The sequence below is a fragment of the Streptomyces sp. NPDC020192 genome (genome assembly GCF_044388685.1).
Classification (GTDB): Bacteria; Actinomycetota; Actinomycetes; order Streptomycetales; family Streptomycetaceae; genus Streptomyces.
In genome coordinates this window covers 1-16301 of record NZ_JBIRXG010000042.1, presented here as the reverse complement: position 1 = coordinate 16301, position 16301 = coordinate 1, and the positions used below count along the sequence as shown (strand labels likewise).

Genomic DNA, 16301 nt, shown 5'->3' with positions numbered 1-16301 from the left:
TGATGGCACTATTCGCCCCTTTCTGGCCGTGACGTCGGCCACGGCCGCCTGCGGCACCCCTGGATCCGTCGCCGTCGCCGTCGCCATTGCCGCGCCCGGCCCCAGGTCGCTCCCGGCCGAGCCTGCTTCCGTCTGGGTGGCTGCTGTGGCGGGCGGAGTCTGGGGTGTGTGCTGCGCTGTGACGTGGTCTGTCGCGAGTTGTCGCGGTCCGGGCCGAACCTGTGTGCGCGAGGCGTGGTGTCGCTCGGTCTCCCCATTCCTCCTGGTGTGAGTGATTTGTTTCACCGGGTTAGTTTATTGTTCAACCATATGGGGAGTGTGTAGCTTCCATAGCGCAGCAGCACCGGCAGGTTCCACCGGTTCGTAGTAACCAGACCGACGGGCTGCGCAAGGAGGAAAGACCATGAAGAAGATCATGCGGCGTGTTTCGCGTGCAGGCATTTCCGCTGCCCTCGTGGGAGGTGCACTCCTGGCCGCCGGCGGCTCCGCAACTGCGGCCACGTCTCAGGTGAACGAGCGCACCGCGGTGGTCGACAGTGCCGGCCACAACCTCCCCGGACACGCAAGCCGGAACCACGGCTACGGGCACGCCGCTGAGCAGCGGCGGGCGCACGACCACCCCGACCCGTGGGTCGCAGGCCAGTTGGTGATGTTCGACCCCTGGATCACCGACCAGTTGGCGATGTTCGTGCCCTCCTACAGCCACGTCCGGTGAGACTTCACGAACGACTGGACTGCGGCATTCATACGCACTCGGATCTCCCGATCGAGGACACCTGTCGCTGACCGTGGTCGGTACGCCTCCCGCCGGGTGCGACAGGCGGGCACGGCGAGTGGGAACGCCGGCGAACCAAGCATGGAACGCATCGGCATCCAGGGCACGACGCTGATGTCGGCCACAGTGTGGCCCCGTCGTCACCGTCCGGATCCCGGGCGCCAGCAGCGTGATCCGGCTCTGCGAAACCTCAATGCTCAGTCCGCCAGCGCAGGATGCGCTCCGTGATGATCGCGCCAATTAACACGCAGGCCGCGGTACTGGGCCTGGCAGTGTTCGCATGCATGCAGGACCCGGAGCTCTTCGAGGATGACGAACTGCTCCTGGCCAAGGAACTCGTCACCCCGAAGTTGCCGGACCGGAAACGCGGATGCCCTGGCTTCTGTCCGGCCTTGAGGCGCAGTAAGTACGCGGCGAATGCCTTGTCCAGCCGGCGCAACGTCGCCTGCTGGGAGGAGAAGGACCAGCGGCCCTGACACTCCGGGTCGACAGCCCGGATGCCCTTGAGCTGCGCGACTGCTGCCCGTAGCGGACCGTCGGCTTCGACGTATGCCGGTAGGCGTCGCGGCGTTCCTGCAACGCGCAGTTGTAGAGGGTGCAGTGGTCGCGCAGCATCTCGGCAAGGGCGCCCGCCTGGCCTGAGGTGGGCCGCATGAGGTCTCGCCGCCGGCGACATCGCCGACCCGGCATCAACGGTGCCGCGGCCATGGGCAGCCACCGCGCCGCGGTGCATACTCCCGCGGACCTGCACCTGCCCCGAGCGAACTGCCGCCCGCCTCGGCGACAAGAGCATCCAGCTGTGCCTGACAGGCACTGCTCCGGTGGAGACGGTTGCGCATGCGGAACGGCGGCGAGCCTGTGGTCATTGCCTGCGCGTCGCAGTGACGCGCAATGGCTGTGGTCGCGGGGTCTGCCAGTGGACGCACATCACTCACGCCAGAAGTCGGTCTGGCGAATCAGCGGCAGGGCGACACACCGAGGCCGGGGGAGTCTCGAGGCAGCGGGCCGTTTCGACCGTCGGGTACAGGTGCCGTCCCGGGTTGAAGAGCTTGTCAGTCTTCATTGCCCTGACGGGTAAAGAGCAGCTGCACTGGCAGTGGTGGGCTGCGGACACCTCTGTGCGGAGCGCGGGGGCGGCACCAGGGATCCTGGCTGCTGCTGTGCCTTAGGGCTCGCAGAGAATCAACATGCTGCTTTGATCTCCGTGGGGCTGCGGTTCGCGAGGAACGCCGTGACGTCAGCGGGGGTGCGGAACCTGGCTGTCGAGGGCGGGATCGTGTAGCCGTGCTCGGTCAGGAGGGGCTGAACTTGGTGGACGGCCCTGGTGAGGGTGCTTCCGGTGACCCCGAAGAGCTGGGCAAGCAGATCTCTGGTGCCGAGTTTGCGCAGGTAGAGCACGGTGGCCAGGACTCTGTCGGCGGTGGTCAGCTTGTCCCTGGCCCCTGCACCGCGAGCACGGATGCGTTCGCCTCCTCGCTGCTGGACTCGTTCTTGCTCACGTAACTCGTCCAAATCCACGGCCAGTTGGTTGATAAGTTCGTCCAGCGTGGGTTCGGGCATGCCGGTCAGCTCCGGGTCGCGCAGACTCCTTGTGCAGGGCTGCGGGGACGGGCCGCCGGCTGACCGTAGGTTCTGGGCTGGGCTGGTGGTGTCGCGGGTGCGAGGTGGAGTGCGCAGACGCGCGCAGGGCGCGGGTGCTCAGTACCGGCTGGTGTTCGTGGACCGGCTGATAGTCACGCTGATTCACCTGCGGCATGACCTGCCTCACGCGGTCTTGGTGCTGTTCAACGTCGATCGCCCGACTGTCACCCGGGCCGTCGGTGAGATACGCCGACTGCTGGCGGAGCGGGGTTTTGCTGTTCCCGACAGGCCTGGCCTGCGGCTTCGAACGCTGGAGGACGTGTTCGCCTACGCCCAGGCCGAGGGTGTCGAGTTGAGGCTGGACGCCACCGAGATTCCAGGTCCGACCGCCGGCCGGGGCGGCAGGCGGGCATTCGTGTCGGGCAAGAAGAAACAGAACACGATGAAAGCCACCGTCATCGCTGACCACCAGGGCCGCACCCTGTGGGCCGATGGCCTGCGGCCGGGGCGGATGGACGATGCGACCGCAGTTCGCGCTGCGGGCATCACTGGCTGCTTCCAGCACTTCGACCCGGTGGAGGTGCTGCTCGACGACGGCTACCTGAGCCTGAGCCGTGACCATCCCGGCCGTGCACTCACCCCGTCCAGAAAGCCACGATCCGGAGCACTGCCCGGCAGAGTCGAACAGTGGGAACGCGATCGGCACAGCCACTCATCCGACCGCATCACCGTCGAGCACGCCCTCGCCGACCACAGACGCTGGAAACAACTCATGCGTTGGACCCACCGACGCGATCGGGCAGCCCCCGACGACCGCCGATGGTGAGGCGACGCGAAGGCAGGCGAATGACCTCAGCTCAAGTCGGGTGGTGCCGCTTTATCGTGGCCATTATCCGGCTCCGCACCTGCCGGACGAACCGTTTCTTCCACTCCCTGCCGCGGCGACTTCTTCCCCACGGCCATCGCGGCAGCCGCACGAGCCAACTGCGCTTGCACCTGTTCGAACGCTTGCGACCCTGACCGCTTCCGCCGATGACTTCCGCTCATACACGTTCAACGCCCCACCGTGCTGTCCGTAACCGCAATACCCTCAAATGGAGCACGTCACTTCGGCCCCGAGCAGCGTCATCCGATGACCACCGAGGGACGAACCCACCCGAATCTTGCCAAGCCTGTGGTGATACGACTATGTCTCAACACTCCTGCCCCGGTTCACGGTCAAACCAGACCGCGAGGACGCCATCGCCTTCAAGGACCTGCTCCTGGACCCGGCCTGCAGCGCTGGGAAGATTGCCGCCCTGCTGCGGCCCTGGCCCACCATCACCTGAAACGACTCGGTGGGTCGCCCCGCACACTGGGGCGGCCCACGCTGCGGCAGGACACCAACCACCAGGGGGAAGCGTAGATGGTTGTGGGCTCGGTGCTCGGCGGTATAGGCCAGGTGGCGGCCGGGGTGGGCCGGTTCCTGTGGGAGGCGATCACCGCGCCGACCACGGGCACGGAGGATGGCGCCCGGGTCGAGATCGGCAGGCTCGCGGAGAAGATCGAAGACGAGGTACCGGAGGAGCTGCGGGACCGGGCGTGGGGTCTGGTCCTGAAGGCGCTGTACGAGGTCCCTTGGGAGATCGAGCAGTTGATGGAGGAACACCAGGGGCCGGACGGCGAAGAGGCCGAAGAGCCGCCGGCCAAGCAGTGATGCCGGCTACGACCCTCCCCGGCCGCCGTTTGGGGCGGGATCACTGGGACATAGAGCCCCCGCTGCTCGCGGCGTGGTCCAGCACCGAGAAGGCGGGCTCGCCCGCCTCCGATCGTCTGGTCGAGTCGACCCCCACCATGCTCGAGTCGAGCCGGTCCGCCAGATCGGTATCGGCCTGCACCGCCCGCAGGATCCGGTCCCACGTGCCGTCGGCGGACCAGCGCCGGTGACGTTCGTGGACGGTCTTCCGGATGCTGTATCGCCCGGGGAGGTCCCGCCAACGGGATCCCGGTCCAGCCGTACGAATGGAGGTGCCTCCCCAGCTTGCTCAGGGAAGCACCCTCTGGCGTGGGGCCGTGGGATAGTCAGGCCCCAGCGGCCAGGGGACCGTAGTGGGGCTAGGGACTGCGCGGGGTTGAGATCACGGGAGGGCTGGCGGGCTGCGTAACCAGAGGACGGATCCGCGCAGGTGGAGCCCGCCGGTGTAGCTCGCGGGCGTCTTGTCGTAGCGGGTGGCCGGTCCTCGCCATTCCTTGAACTTATTGATGCAGCGTTCGACGGTGTTGCGGTCCTTGTAGAGCGCGGTGTCGTGGCTGACCAGGCGGCCTCCTCAGCGTCCCTTCTTCTTGCGGTTGGCGGTCGGCCTGGTCGGACTTCTCCGGGATCACCGCCTTGATGTTGCGTCTGCGCAGGTAGGCGCGCTTAGCGCGGCAGGAGTACGCCTTGTCGCCGGCGGCCGCATCCGGCCGGGTCCGGGGACGGCCGACGCGCCCTCGCACTCTGATCTTCTCCATGATCGGGACGAAGCGCAGGCTGTCCGCGGCCTGTCCGGGGGTGAGGATGATGGACAGCGGGCGGCAGCGTCGGTCGGCGGCGAGGTGGACTTTACTAGTCAACCCGCCTCGGGAGCTGCCCAGTTCGGCGGCCCGCAGCCGCGCACGATGGCGCCGACGCAAGGCACGGCGCCGTTCCCGCTCGGCTTCTGTCAGCTCGTCGGACGCCTCGCCTACCGGGTCGTTTTGCCCCTTCGCTGGAGCCCCTTTTCCCCTGCCACGGCCTTTTCCAGCTCGTCGAGGAGCTCCGCATCGACCACCATCCCGGCTGCGTGGTGATGTGCGCGGGCGACTGTGGAATCCACGCTGACCAGGCCGAGATCGATATCACCGCGGGCCGCCGCCTCGGCGATCATCGCCTCCATGAGCCCCTGGAAGACCCCGGCATGCGCCCACAGCCGGAATCGGTCATAGACCGTCGACCAGGGTCCGCAGCTATCCGGCACGTCTCGCCAGGGGCTGCCGGTGCGGAACCTCCACATCACCGCGTTGAAGGAGCGGCGCAGGTCAGGAATCGGCCCGGACACCCCCAGTGGCAGGTGCGGCTCGATCAACTCCCACTCTGCATCGGTCAGATCGCCACGCGTCACGCGCCCGGTCTACCGCAGCCGACAAGCGATCGGAGCGGGAATCACCGATCCAGTGATCTGAACCCCACACAGTCCCTAGCACGGGCTGGGACCGGCCCAGGGCTTGGATCTGGGACTTCTCGTCCACGCAGAGGACCACCGCACCCTCGGGCGGGTTGAAGTACAGGCCGACGACATCGTGGACCTTCTCCACGAACAGCGGATCAGTCGACAGTTTGAATGTGTCCGCCAGGTGGGGCTTGAGATGGAACTTCCGCCAGATCCGACCGACCGTCGACTTCGACAGCGCACTGCGCTCAGCCATGGAGGAACGCGACCAGTGGGTCGCGTTCCTCGGAATCTCCTCCAGCGTGGCGATCACGACGGCTTCCACCTCGTCAACGCCGATGGTGGGAGGACGGCCGGGCCGGGGCTCGTCCACCAGCCCGTCCAACCGCTCAGCCAGGAACCGGCGCCGCCACTTGCGGACCGTGTCCGCGGCCACCCCTAAGTTCCGGGCCACCTCCACGATCGGCGGCACATGCGGGCCGGCACACGCCAGGACGATCCGCGCCCGCAGAGCGAGCGCCTGGGCCGACTTCGCCCGGCGTGCCCACGGCACCAGCACCACACGCTCGTCCTCGGCCAAAAGCAACGGCTCCAGCTTCGGACCCCGACGAGGGACTGACGCACCAGCAGCAGAAGTCACACAACATCTAACGAACCACTACTGGCGCAGAACCTCAGGCTGCTCCAGTAGCAATCGTGATCAATCTCCGGGCTGGGCCGCCAGTCTTGTTGGCCCAGGCCCCGTTCACTCCGGGGGTGGGGTCCGGGGGATCTCTGTCGGGCCGTGGCGGTCGGGGGTGTATTCCAGTTCGTCCCGGATATCCGCAGGCGTCTCTCCCGTGCGCCCCCAGATGAGGATCAGTTGCGTGTTGCGCAGTTTGATGTTCGTGTGCTGGGAGACCTCCTTCAGTACCTCCCACGCCTGATCCGGTGACACCCGGCACAGGATGGCGACCATGCCTATCGCCTAGTCCACGACCTGGTGCGAGGTGACAGCTTCCTTGAGCTGGTCGACCTGTTCCTCCAGCTCGACGATGCGGTCTGTCTCCTCGCCGGAGGGGGCGGGATCCTGTGTGATCCAGCCATTCTCACCCCCAGCCGTGACTATCGGCGCAGACGCGGCCGGACAAGCAAGGGCGGTCGGTGGGAGTCCCGGGCTTCGTGTGGGTTCAGCGTGCGGCGGCGGATGCCTACGAGTCCCAGTCACGGCCGTAGGCACGCTCGCTGACCGGCTGGTCACGCGGCTGGCCTGCCGCCAATGAGCGGGCCGGTGCACAGGACGGGACGAAGGAGTGGGCGCGCTCCAGAGTTCCGCCGCTGATGGTGGAAGCAGCCGTTTTCCGGGAACCCGAAGGCGAGGAGCCATTGCCAACTGTGGGAGGCACGTAATGATCGCCCTCGGCATCGTCCTGCTCATCGTCGGTTTCATCACAGGGATATCGATCCTGTGGACCATAGGCATCATCCTGGCAGTGGTCGGAATCGCCTTGTGGGCCCTGGGATCAATGGGTCACGCAGTCGCCGGTCGACGTCACTATTGGTGAGCTTAACGGCGTCTTCTGTCCGCCACCGAGCCCGGATTCTTTTCGTGTCGAAAGTTATTCTGGATCAGGCGGCGTGCAACTTGATGGCATAAGGGAGCGGGATCCTTAAACAGGATCCCGCTCAGAACTTGCCATGTCAGTGCTTGAAAGTATCCTTCGTCTTCTCCTTGGCCTGGCGCGCTGCGCCCTTCTTCTTGTTGGCCTGTCCTTCGGCCGTCATCCGCTCGTTGCCCACCGTGCGGCCGACTGCCTCCTTCGTCTTGCCTGCGGCTTCTTCCATCTTGCCCTTGGCTTTCTGTCCTCCGGCCATTTGGCGTTCATACCCCCTAAGTCCCTATGGGTATTTGTGGACACGGCGCTCGGGTACCCCATATGTGTCACGGAAACGGGATGCGGCAGTCAATTGCAGTTCTGGATGCGCTGGCGCGATCAGGATGTGCCGGGCGACCTGAGGTCCAGGTTGAGGTTCTCCATAGTCAGGCCGTATCTAGGTCCCGGTGACCGTGCTGGCCACGGAGAACGACATGGAGGGGCCACCGCGCGTTCGACCACGGCGGTGTTTGGCGGCGCCTGGAGGAGTTCTCGCAGCGCCTCGAGGAGTTCACCGGGTGAGCGGATTTCAACGTCAAGGGAATCCACGACGAGGACGCGCTGCTGCGCGCCATGCTCGAGACGTCCGAGCAAGCCACCGCGCTGAACGAGGCGACCCGCGAAGGCGGCGGCACCTACGAGGACCGGCTGGCGCTCGGGGAGCTCATGGCGCAGGAGGTGCAGACCCGGCAGGAGGCGCTTGCCGCCGAGATGCTTGCCGCCCTGCGGCCACTCGCCTGGTTCGAGAAACTTGCGGAGCCGCCCCAGCAGTACTTCGTGAACGTGTCCTTCCTGGTGGACGGCGAACGATCAGAAGGGTTCACCCGCACCGCCCAGGAACTCGCCGAACGGTACGGAGAGCACGTCGAACTGCGGGTACGGGGGCCGCTGCCGCCGTACAGCTTCACCTGACCCGCTTGCCATGACCTGTCCGGACAGCACGAGGAGGCGGTATGGGACTGGTCACCGAGATCCTGGCGCTGCCGGTCGCCCCGTGCGCGGTGTCTTGTGGGTGCTCGACAAGGTCGTCCGTGCCGCTGAGGACGAGTACTACGATCCCGCACCCGTGCAGGAAGAGCTCGTGAACCTGGATCGGGCGCGGACCGAGGGCCGTATCGACGACGAGGAGATCGAGCGGCACGAGGAAAGGCTGATGCGCCGCCTGGAGGAGATCGGGGCCTACCAGCTGCGGAGCCGCGGCAGAGCGGTCCGTGAGGCATGAGCAAGGAAAGAAGTCGCGATCATGAACAACGCCAAGATCGGGGCGGCCGTCCTCGGCGGATACCTGCTGGGCCGGACCAAGAAGGCCAAACTCGCCCTGAGTCTGACCGCGCTGCCGGCCGGGTCGCGGATCAAGCCCGGACAGCTCGTCAAGGCCGTCCAGGAGTCCCCCTTCTTCGGCGACATCACTCAGCAGGCGCGGACCGAACTGACCGGCGCGGGCAAGGCCGCGGCGACCGCCGTATTGACGGCGAAGGCCGACAGCCTGGCCGACGCCCTCCACGAACGCACCACGGAACTGCACGAAAGAGCGCATCCGGACGCTGGCGGGGACCGTGGCGAGGCGGACCGGGCAACGGAGCAGAAGACGGGTGACGAACGCGAGGAGGACCCACGCCAGGAGGAAGAAAGCGAAGAAGAGGCCGGCGTGGAGAAAGAGCGCGAAGCCGACGAGCGCCGCAGCGAAGCTCGGAAGGGTGCGGCGCGCCGGAGCGAGGCGCGCAAAAAGAAGGCGCAGCACCGCGGGTCGGCTCAGGAAGAGGGCGAGCGGCGCGCCAGGAGGACGACGGCCAGGACAACGGGCGCCCAAAGTCGTTCCAAGAGTGGTGCACGAGCGAGGAGGCCGGACGGTGGCTGAGGGCGGCCGGGGTCAGCGCGGTGGCGTGGTGTTCGCCCTTGCCGACGTCCAGGCCAGGGGGAACAGTCATGCCGTCCCAGAGGCCGGGCACCCCATTGCGGGGCTGATCAACAAGGTACTGGGGGTAGCGCGAACCTGGCGGACATCCTTGAGCGCGTGCCCGGCAAGGGAATTGTCATTGTCGATGACACCAAGATCAATCTCCGCGACATCGAGCTGCTCACCATCAAACTCCGGCTTCTGGTGGTGTCCGTCGACAAGGCCGGGGAGATCGGTATCGACTGGTGGGAGCACGACCCGGCCCTCTCCTCCCGTGCCGACCGCCGAGGCAGCCTCAAGGAGCAGAACGAGCAGTTGCGCGCCGAGTGGAGGTGCTGCGCAGACAGCCAAGCGAGTCGCAGCCGGAGCTGTCCGACGGCGGATCCGGCAGCCGTCGCCGGTCTCGTGACGCCGGTGGCGCCGAGCAGAAGCAGCGAGAGACGCGTGCCGAGCCACGCTGCAAGCGCCGCAAGGTCGAAGACGACGAGGACCGGAGCTGAGAACGGTGCACGAGCAGCTGTGCTACGCGTACGCCGTGGTGAGGTCGTCCGCCGCGCTGGAACGGACGGCGCTCGCCCACGTCCGAGGAGTGGCGGACGCCACTGTCACCCTGGTCCGCTCGGGTGCGGTGGCCGCCGAGGTCAGCGCGGTGTCCCAGAGCGAGTTCTCGGAGTCGGCGCTGAGGGTCGGTCTGGAGGAGATGTGCTGGCTGGAAGCGACCGCCCGGGCGCACCACCTGGTCATCGAGACCGTGGCGCGCGCACCACGGTTCTGCCACTGCGGCTGGCCACCGTGTATCTCGACGAAACCGCGTCCGGTACATGCTGCGCGAGCGGGAGGCGGCCTTGACCGCGCTGCTGGAGCGGCTCGCCGACCACGTGGAATGGGGCGTGAAGGTGTACGCCGAGGTGCCGCCCACGTCCCCGCCCGCCCCCGCGGCAGCTGACGGGCCGGCCGACGAGGCGCACCCCGGACGCTCGTACCTGCGCGGCCACCCTGTTCCAGGCCGCCGCCCATCTTGTGGATGCTGGTCACGCAGACGTCGGCGCCCGCATCCATGGCCCACGACGGCAGATCGTCGTGGAAGGGGAGGTACGCTCCCCACGCCTCATCCACGATGAGCGGTTTGCCGCGGCGGTGACAGACGTCGGCGATTCCCGTGATGTCGGCGGCGGCTCCGTACGGAGGCGGGCTGGTGACCAGGGCACCGTCGGCATCCGGATGGTTCGTGAAGGCTTTGTCGTAGGCGGCCGCCGAGGGGGATGGGCGATGTTCCGGGAGGCGGCCCATTGGGGCTCCACCCATACCGGCTCGACGCCGGACAGGATGAGCCCGGCGACCACCGACTTGTGTGCGTCGCGTCCGACGAGGAGCCGGTTGCCCGGGCAGGTCACCGTCAGCATGGCAGCCTTCACGGACAGTGAACTGCCGCACGTCGAGAAGAACGTGTGGTCGGCGTGTACCGCGTCGGCCATGAGATTCTCGGCCCGCTCCAGTACGCGGGCCCGGGCGAGGCGGTCGTCCAGGCCACCGTTGGCCAGGACATCGCCGTAGAAGACGGCATCGCCCAGCACTGCTCGCGCGCGGGGGTCCGCGCCGCGTGCCTGCTTGTGGGCCGGACGGCGTGAATCCCACCTCGTCGACGTCGTGATATCGGGCGAGGGCGTCGAGGACGGGTGCCTCATCGTGGTTCGGAGCCATGCGTGAGCGGTTCCAAAAACGGGGGCGGGGCATACCAGCAGGGCCGTCCGGAAGGGTGCGTGCCTGCCGCATGCGTCGGGTGGCTCCCATGGGGAACCCGACGCTCCGAACGAAGGTCGGCACGAGCGGGGTCCCTGCAGATGTCCAACCCATCGCAACCCGAGCAGAGACGCAGTCACAGGGGCGGCGCCACGGCACAGCACAGCGTCGACGTGCCCACCGCACCGACAACGGCGATAAGGGCGGAGGAGAAGGCGGCGGCGTGCCGCCGGACCAGCAGGCCGACCATCCGTGATGCCGGACAGATCGCCTTCGCAGCACCAAGACGTGGGATCTCCGTGCTCAGGAAGGGAGAAAACCATGCCTGCAGGATCGAGCTCCAAGCGGGAGCGCCAATACGAGCACATCAAGAAGAGCGCGCAGGACCGGGGCGAGTCGCCCAAGCGGGCCAAGGAGATCGCCTCGCGGACCGTGAACAAGGAACGCGCCCGCTCCGGCGAGTCCAAGACCGCGAGCCGAACCTCGACCCAGGACAAGTCCTCCGGCCAGCGCGGTGGCCAGCGGTCCGGCAAGGGTTCTCAGGGCCCGACCTATGACCAGCTGTACAACGAGGCCAAGCAGCGCGGCATCGAGGGCCGTTCGGACATGAACAAGGCGCAGCTGCAGCGCGCGCTGAACGCGAAGAAGAGCTGAGCTTGATCTTTATCCTCGATTCTGTTTCAGGCGGACAGACCTGCTCCGTGAGGCTTACGACTCGTTTCACGGTCTTCCCAGGCTCGTGATGTGTCGCTGAACCGCGGCTCTTCGGGCCGGGTGGGCGTCCGGTTACGGACGCGCACGACCTGGCGCAACGGACACCGGGACAGGGTGCCGAACCAGGCAGGCCGGCGACCCGGACCTGAAGATCCCGAAGGTGCGGAGCGGTCAGCGGGATCTCCGAGTCCGAGGTCTCCCGCATCTGCGGTGAGCTGGACGAAGAACTGACCGCGTTCCGGGTCCGGATGGGCGGCGTAGGCGGACCGGAGAACTTCTCAGGGTTTTTGAGATCCCGGTGGCCGGCCACCGGTCTTCACGTCCGTAAGGATCACCAGCACTCCAGGAAGCACCCTGACTCGATGAAGCGATCTTGGCACCTTGTTCTGGCGTCGGCTCTCGTTGCGGGAGCCGTCACACCGGTGGTTGCGGTGGGCAGCGCAGTCGCCGCAGACGGCGACATCACTGCGGCCGTCCTGGCGAACCGTGATGTCGTCCTGACCGGCGACGCGGTCGTGCGCGTTCCGCAGGGAACCCACACGTACACCGGCGTGATCAGCGGTGAAGGAGCCCTTCGCGTGTCCGGCACCGGCACGCTGGTCCTCGCCAAGGACAGCACCTTCACCCTGCCGCACTCCCGGCAGCACCAGAGGGTCCAGATCCCGGGCGGCAACCACCCGTACGTCGTGGTCGGCAGTCCCGACGAGCCCGCGGTCACCGTGGACGCGGGGGCAACCCTCCAGTACGGCACCGGCGGCACGACCGGCCTGATCGGGTCCTTCCCATACAACACGCCCGGTTACCAGCAGAACCAGGACAACATCCAGGTGGACGGCACACTGCGCCTGTCGCTGACCCGGCTGTTCAACCTGGGCATCATCAGCGGCTCCGGCCTGGTCACCCAGCCCCGGAACATATGGGGAACGCTCCAGATATGCGGCACCAACCCGTTCTCCGGCATCTTCGACAACGGCACGGGCGTCAACTTCGCGAGCACCACCTGTGCCGCCGACCTGCCCAACGCTCGTTCCGTCGTCAACCGTGGTTCATGGATCATCGACACCCCGCTCAACCACACTGTCGTACAGCGGCAGAACTTCTACAGCCACGAGTACGGCAACGACGTCAATGTGCACTCCCGCCCGGGCAGCAAGGTGATCCTCACCGGCGTCTACAGCTGGAGTGACAGCGGCGACGGGGCGGCGCCCTCGCTGAGCGACCCCGGACTGAACTGGCGACCCGTGGCCCACAAACTCAACAAGCGCGGCACCAACATCGAGGGCGCCGACGTCCAGTGGGGCGACGGGACCACACACCAGATCTTCATGCCCGGCACGGCGCAGACGGTCTACATCAACCTGCACGCCAGACGGCAGCGCTCTCGGCTCACCTTCGACTACAACGGACCGGTAACCCTGGGCGCGCCCATCGGCGGCGGCATGTATCACGACACCCTCAGCGCTCCCGGTGCCGGGGACGTCGTCATCGCCGACACCAGCGGCAACGACGTGACCTTCGCAGCAGCGCAGTACTACGACGGATCCACCACCGTCGGCAGAAGTGCGACTCTCCATCTCGGCTCCGGGACCGCGGGCGGCGACGGAAGCCTCCACACCGGCGGAGCCCTCGACAAAGTGATCGACAACGGTTCACTCGTGCTCCGCAACACCAGGACACCCACCCTCCTCCCGGCGGTGACCGGTGCCGGTTCGGTGACGCAGAGCGGAGCCGCGGCCACCACCGTCACCAGCACCGCCTACACGGGCGCCACCACCGTGGCCAAAGGCAGCCTGATCGTCTCCGGGACCTCTTTGCGGACATCCAGCGCGGTCGCTCTGACCGGTCCCTCGGCCGTCCTGGATCTCAGCAAGGCACGCGACACGACCCTGCGCAAGCTGCAGGCCGTCACAGGCGCGAAGATCCTCCTTTCCCGGAACTCCCCCGAGCTGACCGTCGGTTCGACGACCGCAACAGTCTCCGGTACCGGTCTCGCCATCGGCGGGGCGCACTTCTCCGTCAGCCGGGCCGGCGCCCACACCGTGCTCACCGCTCTCACCTCCGCCGCCGCGACGGGACCGGCACCCTCCCCGGCCCGGACCGGCCGAGCGGCCACGCCCCTGGGCGCCTCCACCGGCACCATGGCGGACACCGGCAGCAACGTCGGTGCTCTGTGGACCATCACAGGACTGGCGGGCGTCGTTCTCGCCGGCGTCGCCGCGGTCTTCGTCTTCGTACGCAACCGCTCGCGTCCGCGTACGGCCCCGCGTCACTCCCGCTGATCCCCGGCCGCCACCGATTCCACCGGCCCGCCCATGGCTGTCAACACTCACCCCTTACGATGACATCGCTGCCCCGGTGCCTGTGATACTGACGGCGGTTGCCCGAGGACCCCCGCAACCCGGCTCGGCCGGCGCGAGCGGGGCAACCTACCCGCGGCAGGTCGAAGGGAGACCCCATGCCAAGGCATGCCGCGCCCGCGGCCGACGTGGTCGCCGCGGCTCGGGCCGGGGAACACGGCGCCCTGGAAGAGCTCAGCTCCCGGACGCTTCCGCTGGTCTACAGCGTCGCAGCGCGTGCGTACCCGTACCGCGACGATGTCGACGACATCGTCCAGGAGACGATGATGCGCATCCTGCGCGGTATCAGGGGACTGGAGCGCCCGGAGGCGTTCCGATCCTGGGTGATCACCATCACCGTGAACGAGGTCCGCGACCACATCCGCAGGCGCGGCAGGAGGGAGACGACGGGAGCGGCGTTCGACGCGGCTGAGCACCGGCCCGACCCGGCCGCCGACTTCGCCGAGGGGGTCATCCTCAACCTGCGGCTGTCCGGGCAGCGCGAGGAGTCCTTGCGCGCGACCCGTTGGCTCGACGAGGACGACCGGGAGCTGCTGTCACTGTGGTGGCTGGAGACGGCCGGCAGGCTCGCCCGGGCCGAGCTCGCTTCCGCTCTGGACATGACCGGCCATCAAGCGGCTGTACGGGTGCAACGCATGAAGGAGCGCCTGCACACCTCCCGCGTCATCGTCCGAGCCCTCGCGGCCAGGCCCGCATGCGGCGAACTGACCCGGCTGACCCTGGACTGGAACGGGGCCCCCAGCGGCCTGTGGCGCAAACGCCTCGGCCGCCATGTGCGGCAGTGCCCGCGGTGCGTGCGCCACGAGGAAGGCATGCTGGCCCCGGAAGGACTGCTGGCGCCCCTGGCCCTCCTGCCCGTGCCGGCGGCACTGCTGGCCTGGCGCCCGTGGCTGTCCGCGGGAACGCACGCTGCGGCGGCCGACCATGCCGGAACCGCGGCCACTTCAGGCGGCGGGGGTTCCGCGACGGCGGGGACGGCAGGGACCGCAGGGACGAGCCTCACCGCGAAGGCCGTGGTGGCGGCGAGCGCGCTGCTCGCCGTGGGCGGCGGCGCGCTCGTGTACACGGCCCCATGGTCCAGCCCGTCGGCGCGTCCGGCCACCGCCCCGACGGCTTCCCGCCCGGCACCCGCGCCCTCGCCCACCGCATCCGCATCACCGTCGCGGCCGGCACCGGTACCGGGCTCGGCCGTCTCGCATCCCTCGCCCCGGCCGCGGTACGGGTCCGTGGTCGACACCGTGGACAGCGCGCCGCCGCCGGACCGGCCGCCCGCCGCATTGCCCCACCGCCCGCAGACCACGGTGACGATGACGGGCCTCAAGAAGCACCTGGACGGCTACCAGCTCGTCCACCGCGGGGACACGGTGGTACTGCGCGGGAAGGGCTACTTCACCGTCCACTGGGACGTGATGTACGAGCTGCGCCCCGGGCTGCTGACCATGCCCTCGTGGACCGGACTGCGCGGAAGGCTGTTCCACGTGGCCTCGGGCGGCGGCCACCGCATGGACGACCGCCAACCGGGCGCGACCGCCGGCGGCACCTGGATGGGCAACAGGCAGCAGGGACTGATCACCCTCCCGCCGGGAGCCCAGCAGATGTGGCAGAACGAGTACTACTACCTCGACGGCAGCGTCACACTCCACCTCAACGAAACCCAGGCCGACTACAACCTCGACGTCCTGCCCTCCTCCTGGCAGGAGACAGCCGACGACATCGCCGCTCTCCCGGCCCCGCACTCCGCCGACCGCGAACGGTACGGACTCGTGCGCGACACCGGCCGCGACGACGCCCCCGTACCGCAGTACACCACCCGCTCCACGCCGACCGACGCGGGCACCGTGCCCCAGCGCTCCGTCGTGTCCTGACCATGGGCGGTTGCCCTGGCGGGGCGTGCCCTTGCCGAAACCTATCCGCCCTGGTGGGAGCCGGTGTGCGGTTTGGCGACCGCGGTGGCTTGCGCCTGTCCAGGGTGGTGCGGGCGCGGCGGCGGGCGACGTCCCACACGGTGAAGGGCTGCGCGACCGCCTCCCGGCCGGGTGCCAAGACGCCGTACGGCTCACCAGGGAAGCCGCCGCGTTCGCCGTGGCGGAGGGGAAGCGGTCACGGCGGAAAAATCTGTGGCTTTTCGCGGCAACCTTTTCGGCCTCTCGGACCACTCAGCGTTGTCCGGCCAAGTGGTCCGGTCAGATGCAACGGCTGAAAGAGAGCACAGGCGTGTCCCTGGAACGACAGGACAGACATGTCCCCAGCCCACCCACGTCATCGGTGGCGTCCCGCGCCGGCGGCCACCGTGCCGATGGCCACGCCCGCGGTGGTCGCCCGAAGCATCGTGGCCGGTTCCGCTGTCGTGGTCAGCCAGGCTTCGGCGGAGCAAAAAACCCTGGATCTGAAGAAGTGGTACGTGCTGGTCAACCGCAACAGCGGCAAGGTGCTGGA

The 16301-nt window shown here is 67.9% G+C and carries 11 protein-coding genes and 10 pseudogenes; 13 read left to right on the top strand and 8 right to left on the bottom strand.

The annotated features are described in order from the left end of the window. Nucleotides 1-454 precede the first annotated feature (454 nt). The gene (locus tag ACH47Z_RS41940) at nucleotides 455-715 is read left to right on the top strand and encodes a hypothetical protein (RefSeq protein WP_399084186.1); all 261 of its coding nucleotides are present in this window, start codon (nucleotides 455-457) and stop codon (nucleotides 713-715) included. Between the two features lie 406 nt (nucleotides 716-1121). On the opposite strand, the pseudogene ACH47Z_RS41935 reads toward ACH47Z_RS41940, so the two are convergent. Further along, nucleotides 1122-1465, bottom strand: a pseudogene (locus ACH47Z_RS41935) (RNA-guided endonuclease TnpB family protein); the annotation flags it as partial. Between the two features lie 492 nt (nucleotides 1466-1957). Further along, nucleotides 1958-2407, bottom strand: a pseudogene (locus ACH47Z_RS41930) (transposase family protein); the annotation flags it as partial. Between ACH47Z_RS41930 and ACH47Z_RS41925 the strand changes: the two are divergent. From ACH47Z_RS41925 to ACH47Z_RS41915, 3 genes and pseudogenes are all read left to right on the top strand, one after another. Then, a complete protein-coding gene (locus tag ACH47Z_RS41925) occupies nucleotides 2334-3182 on the top strand; it encodes a transposase family protein (RefSeq protein WP_399084184.1) in 849 nt (282 codons plus the stop codon). The pseudogene ACH47Z_RS41930 and the gene ACH47Z_RS41925 overlap by 74 nt on opposite strands. Nucleotides 3183-3570: 388 nt before the next feature. Beyond that, a pseudogene (locus ACH47Z_RS41920) lies at nucleotides 3571-3684 on the top strand (fic family toxin-antitoxin system, toxin component); the annotation flags it as partial. A 77-nt stretch (nucleotides 3685-3761) separates the two neighbouring features. Then, the gene (locus ACH47Z_RS41915) at nucleotides 3762-4052 is read left to right on the top strand and encodes a hypothetical protein (protein ID WP_399084181.1); all 291 of its coding nucleotides are present in this window, start codon (nucleotides 3762-3764) and stop codon (nucleotides 4050-4052) included. A gap of 118 nt (nucleotides 4053-4170) precedes the next feature. Here ACH47Z_RS41915 and ACH47Z_RS41910 read toward each other — a convergent pair. From ACH47Z_RS41910 to ACH47Z_RS41895, 4 genes and pseudogenes are all read right to left on the bottom strand, one after another. Further along, nucleotides 4171-4341, bottom strand: a pseudogene (locus tag ACH47Z_RS41910) (transposase); the annotation flags it as partial. Nucleotides 4342-4473: 132 nt separating this feature from the next. Further along, nucleotides 4474-5475: pseudogene (locus ACH47Z_RS41905) on the bottom strand (IS5 family transposase). Then, nucleotides 5393-6109 carry an IS630 family transposase gene (locus ACH47Z_RS41900; RefSeq protein ID WP_399084178.1) on the bottom strand — a complete coding sequence of 239 codons (717 nt, stop codon included), beginning with the start codon at nucleotides 6107-6109 and terminating at the stop codon, nucleotides 5393-5395. Before ACH47Z_RS41900 ends, ACH47Z_RS41905 begins: the two are co-directional and overlap by 83 nt. A 159-nt stretch (nucleotides 6110-6268) precedes the next feature. Then, nucleotides 6269-6601, bottom strand: a pseudogene (locus ACH47Z_RS41895) (ANTAR domain-containing protein). A 310-nt stretch (nucleotides 6602-6911) separates the two neighbouring features. Between ACH47Z_RS41895 and ACH47Z_RS41890 the strand changes: the two are divergent. Further along, nucleotides 6912-7067, top strand: coding sequence for a DUF6131 family protein (locus ACH47Z_RS41890; RefSeq protein ID WP_399084176.1), 156 nt, complete (start codon nucleotides 6912-6914; stop codon nucleotides 7065-7067). Nucleotides 7068-7203: 136 nt separating this feature from the next. Here the strand turns inward: ACH47Z_RS41890 and ACH47Z_RS41885 are convergent, their stop codons facing one another. Further along, entirely contained in the window at nucleotides 7204-7377 is a 174-nt protein-coding gene (locus ACH47Z_RS41885; RefSeq protein ID WP_399084173.1) for a CsbD family protein, read from the bottom strand. 317 nt (nucleotides 7378-7694) lie between these two features. Between ACH47Z_RS41885 and ACH47Z_RS41880 the strand changes: the two are divergent. The 5 genes and pseudogenes from ACH47Z_RS41880 to ACH47Z_RS41860 form a co-directional block, all read left to right on the top strand. After that, a pseudogene (locus ACH47Z_RS41880) lies at nucleotides 7695-8069 on the top strand (GvpL/GvpF family gas vesicle protein); the annotation flags it as partial. Between the two features lie 82 nt (nucleotides 8070-8151). After that, on the top strand, nucleotides 8152-8379 hold the full coding sequence (locus ACH47Z_RS41875) for a gas vesicle protein GvpG (RefSeq protein ID WP_399084170.1): 228 nt from the start codon (nucleotides 8152-8154) through the stop codon (nucleotides 8377-8379). A gap of 21 nt (nucleotides 8380-8400) precedes the next feature. After that, nucleotides 8401-9015, top strand: a complete 615-nt coding sequence (locus tag ACH47Z_RS41870; RefSeq protein ID WP_399084167.1) for an ABC transporter substrate-binding protein — start codon at nucleotides 8401-8403, stop codon at nucleotides 9013-9015. 544 nt (nucleotides 9016-9559) lie between these two features. Next, a pseudogene (locus tag ACH47Z_RS41865) lies at nucleotides 9560-9754 on the top strand (GvpL/GvpF family gas vesicle protein); the annotation flags it as partial. Nucleotides 9755-9863: 109 nt separating this feature from the next. Further along, nucleotides 9864-9956 (top strand): annotated as a pseudogene (locus tag ACH47Z_RS41860) (GvpL/GvpF family gas vesicle protein); the annotation flags it as partial. A 91-nt stretch (nucleotides 9957-10047) separates the two neighbouring features. On the opposite strand, the pseudogene ACH47Z_RS41855 reads toward ACH47Z_RS41860, so the two are convergent. Further along, nucleotides 10048-10755: pseudogene (locus ACH47Z_RS41855) on the bottom strand (ornithine decarboxylase); the annotation flags it as partial. A 360-nt stretch (nucleotides 10756-11115) separates the two neighbouring features. Between ACH47Z_RS41855 and ACH47Z_RS41850 the strand changes: the two are divergent. The 3 genes from ACH47Z_RS41850 to ACH47Z_RS41840 all read left to right on the top strand — a co-directional run bounded on the left by ACH47Z_RS41850 (nucleotide 11116) and on the right by ACH47Z_RS41840 (nucleotide 15730). Beyond that, nucleotides 11116-11448, top strand: coding sequence for a plasmid stabilization protein (locus ACH47Z_RS41850; protein ID WP_399084164.1), 333 nt, complete (start codon nucleotides 11116-11118; stop codon nucleotides 11446-11448). Nucleotides 11449-11939: 491 nt separating this feature from the next. After that, on the top strand, nucleotides 11940-13787 hold the full coding sequence (locus ACH47Z_RS41845; protein WP_399084161.1) for an autotransporter: 1848 nt from the start codon (nucleotides 11940-11942) through the stop codon (nucleotides 13785-13787). Nucleotides 13788-13963: 176 nt separating this feature from the next. Next, nucleotides 13964-15730 carry a sigma-70 family RNA polymerase sigma factor gene (locus ACH47Z_RS41840; protein ID WP_399084158.1) on the top strand — a complete coding sequence of 589 codons (1767 nt, stop codon included), beginning with the start codon at nucleotides 13964-13966 and terminating at the stop codon, nucleotides 15728-15730. Nucleotides 15731-16301: the final 571 nt, after the last annotated feature.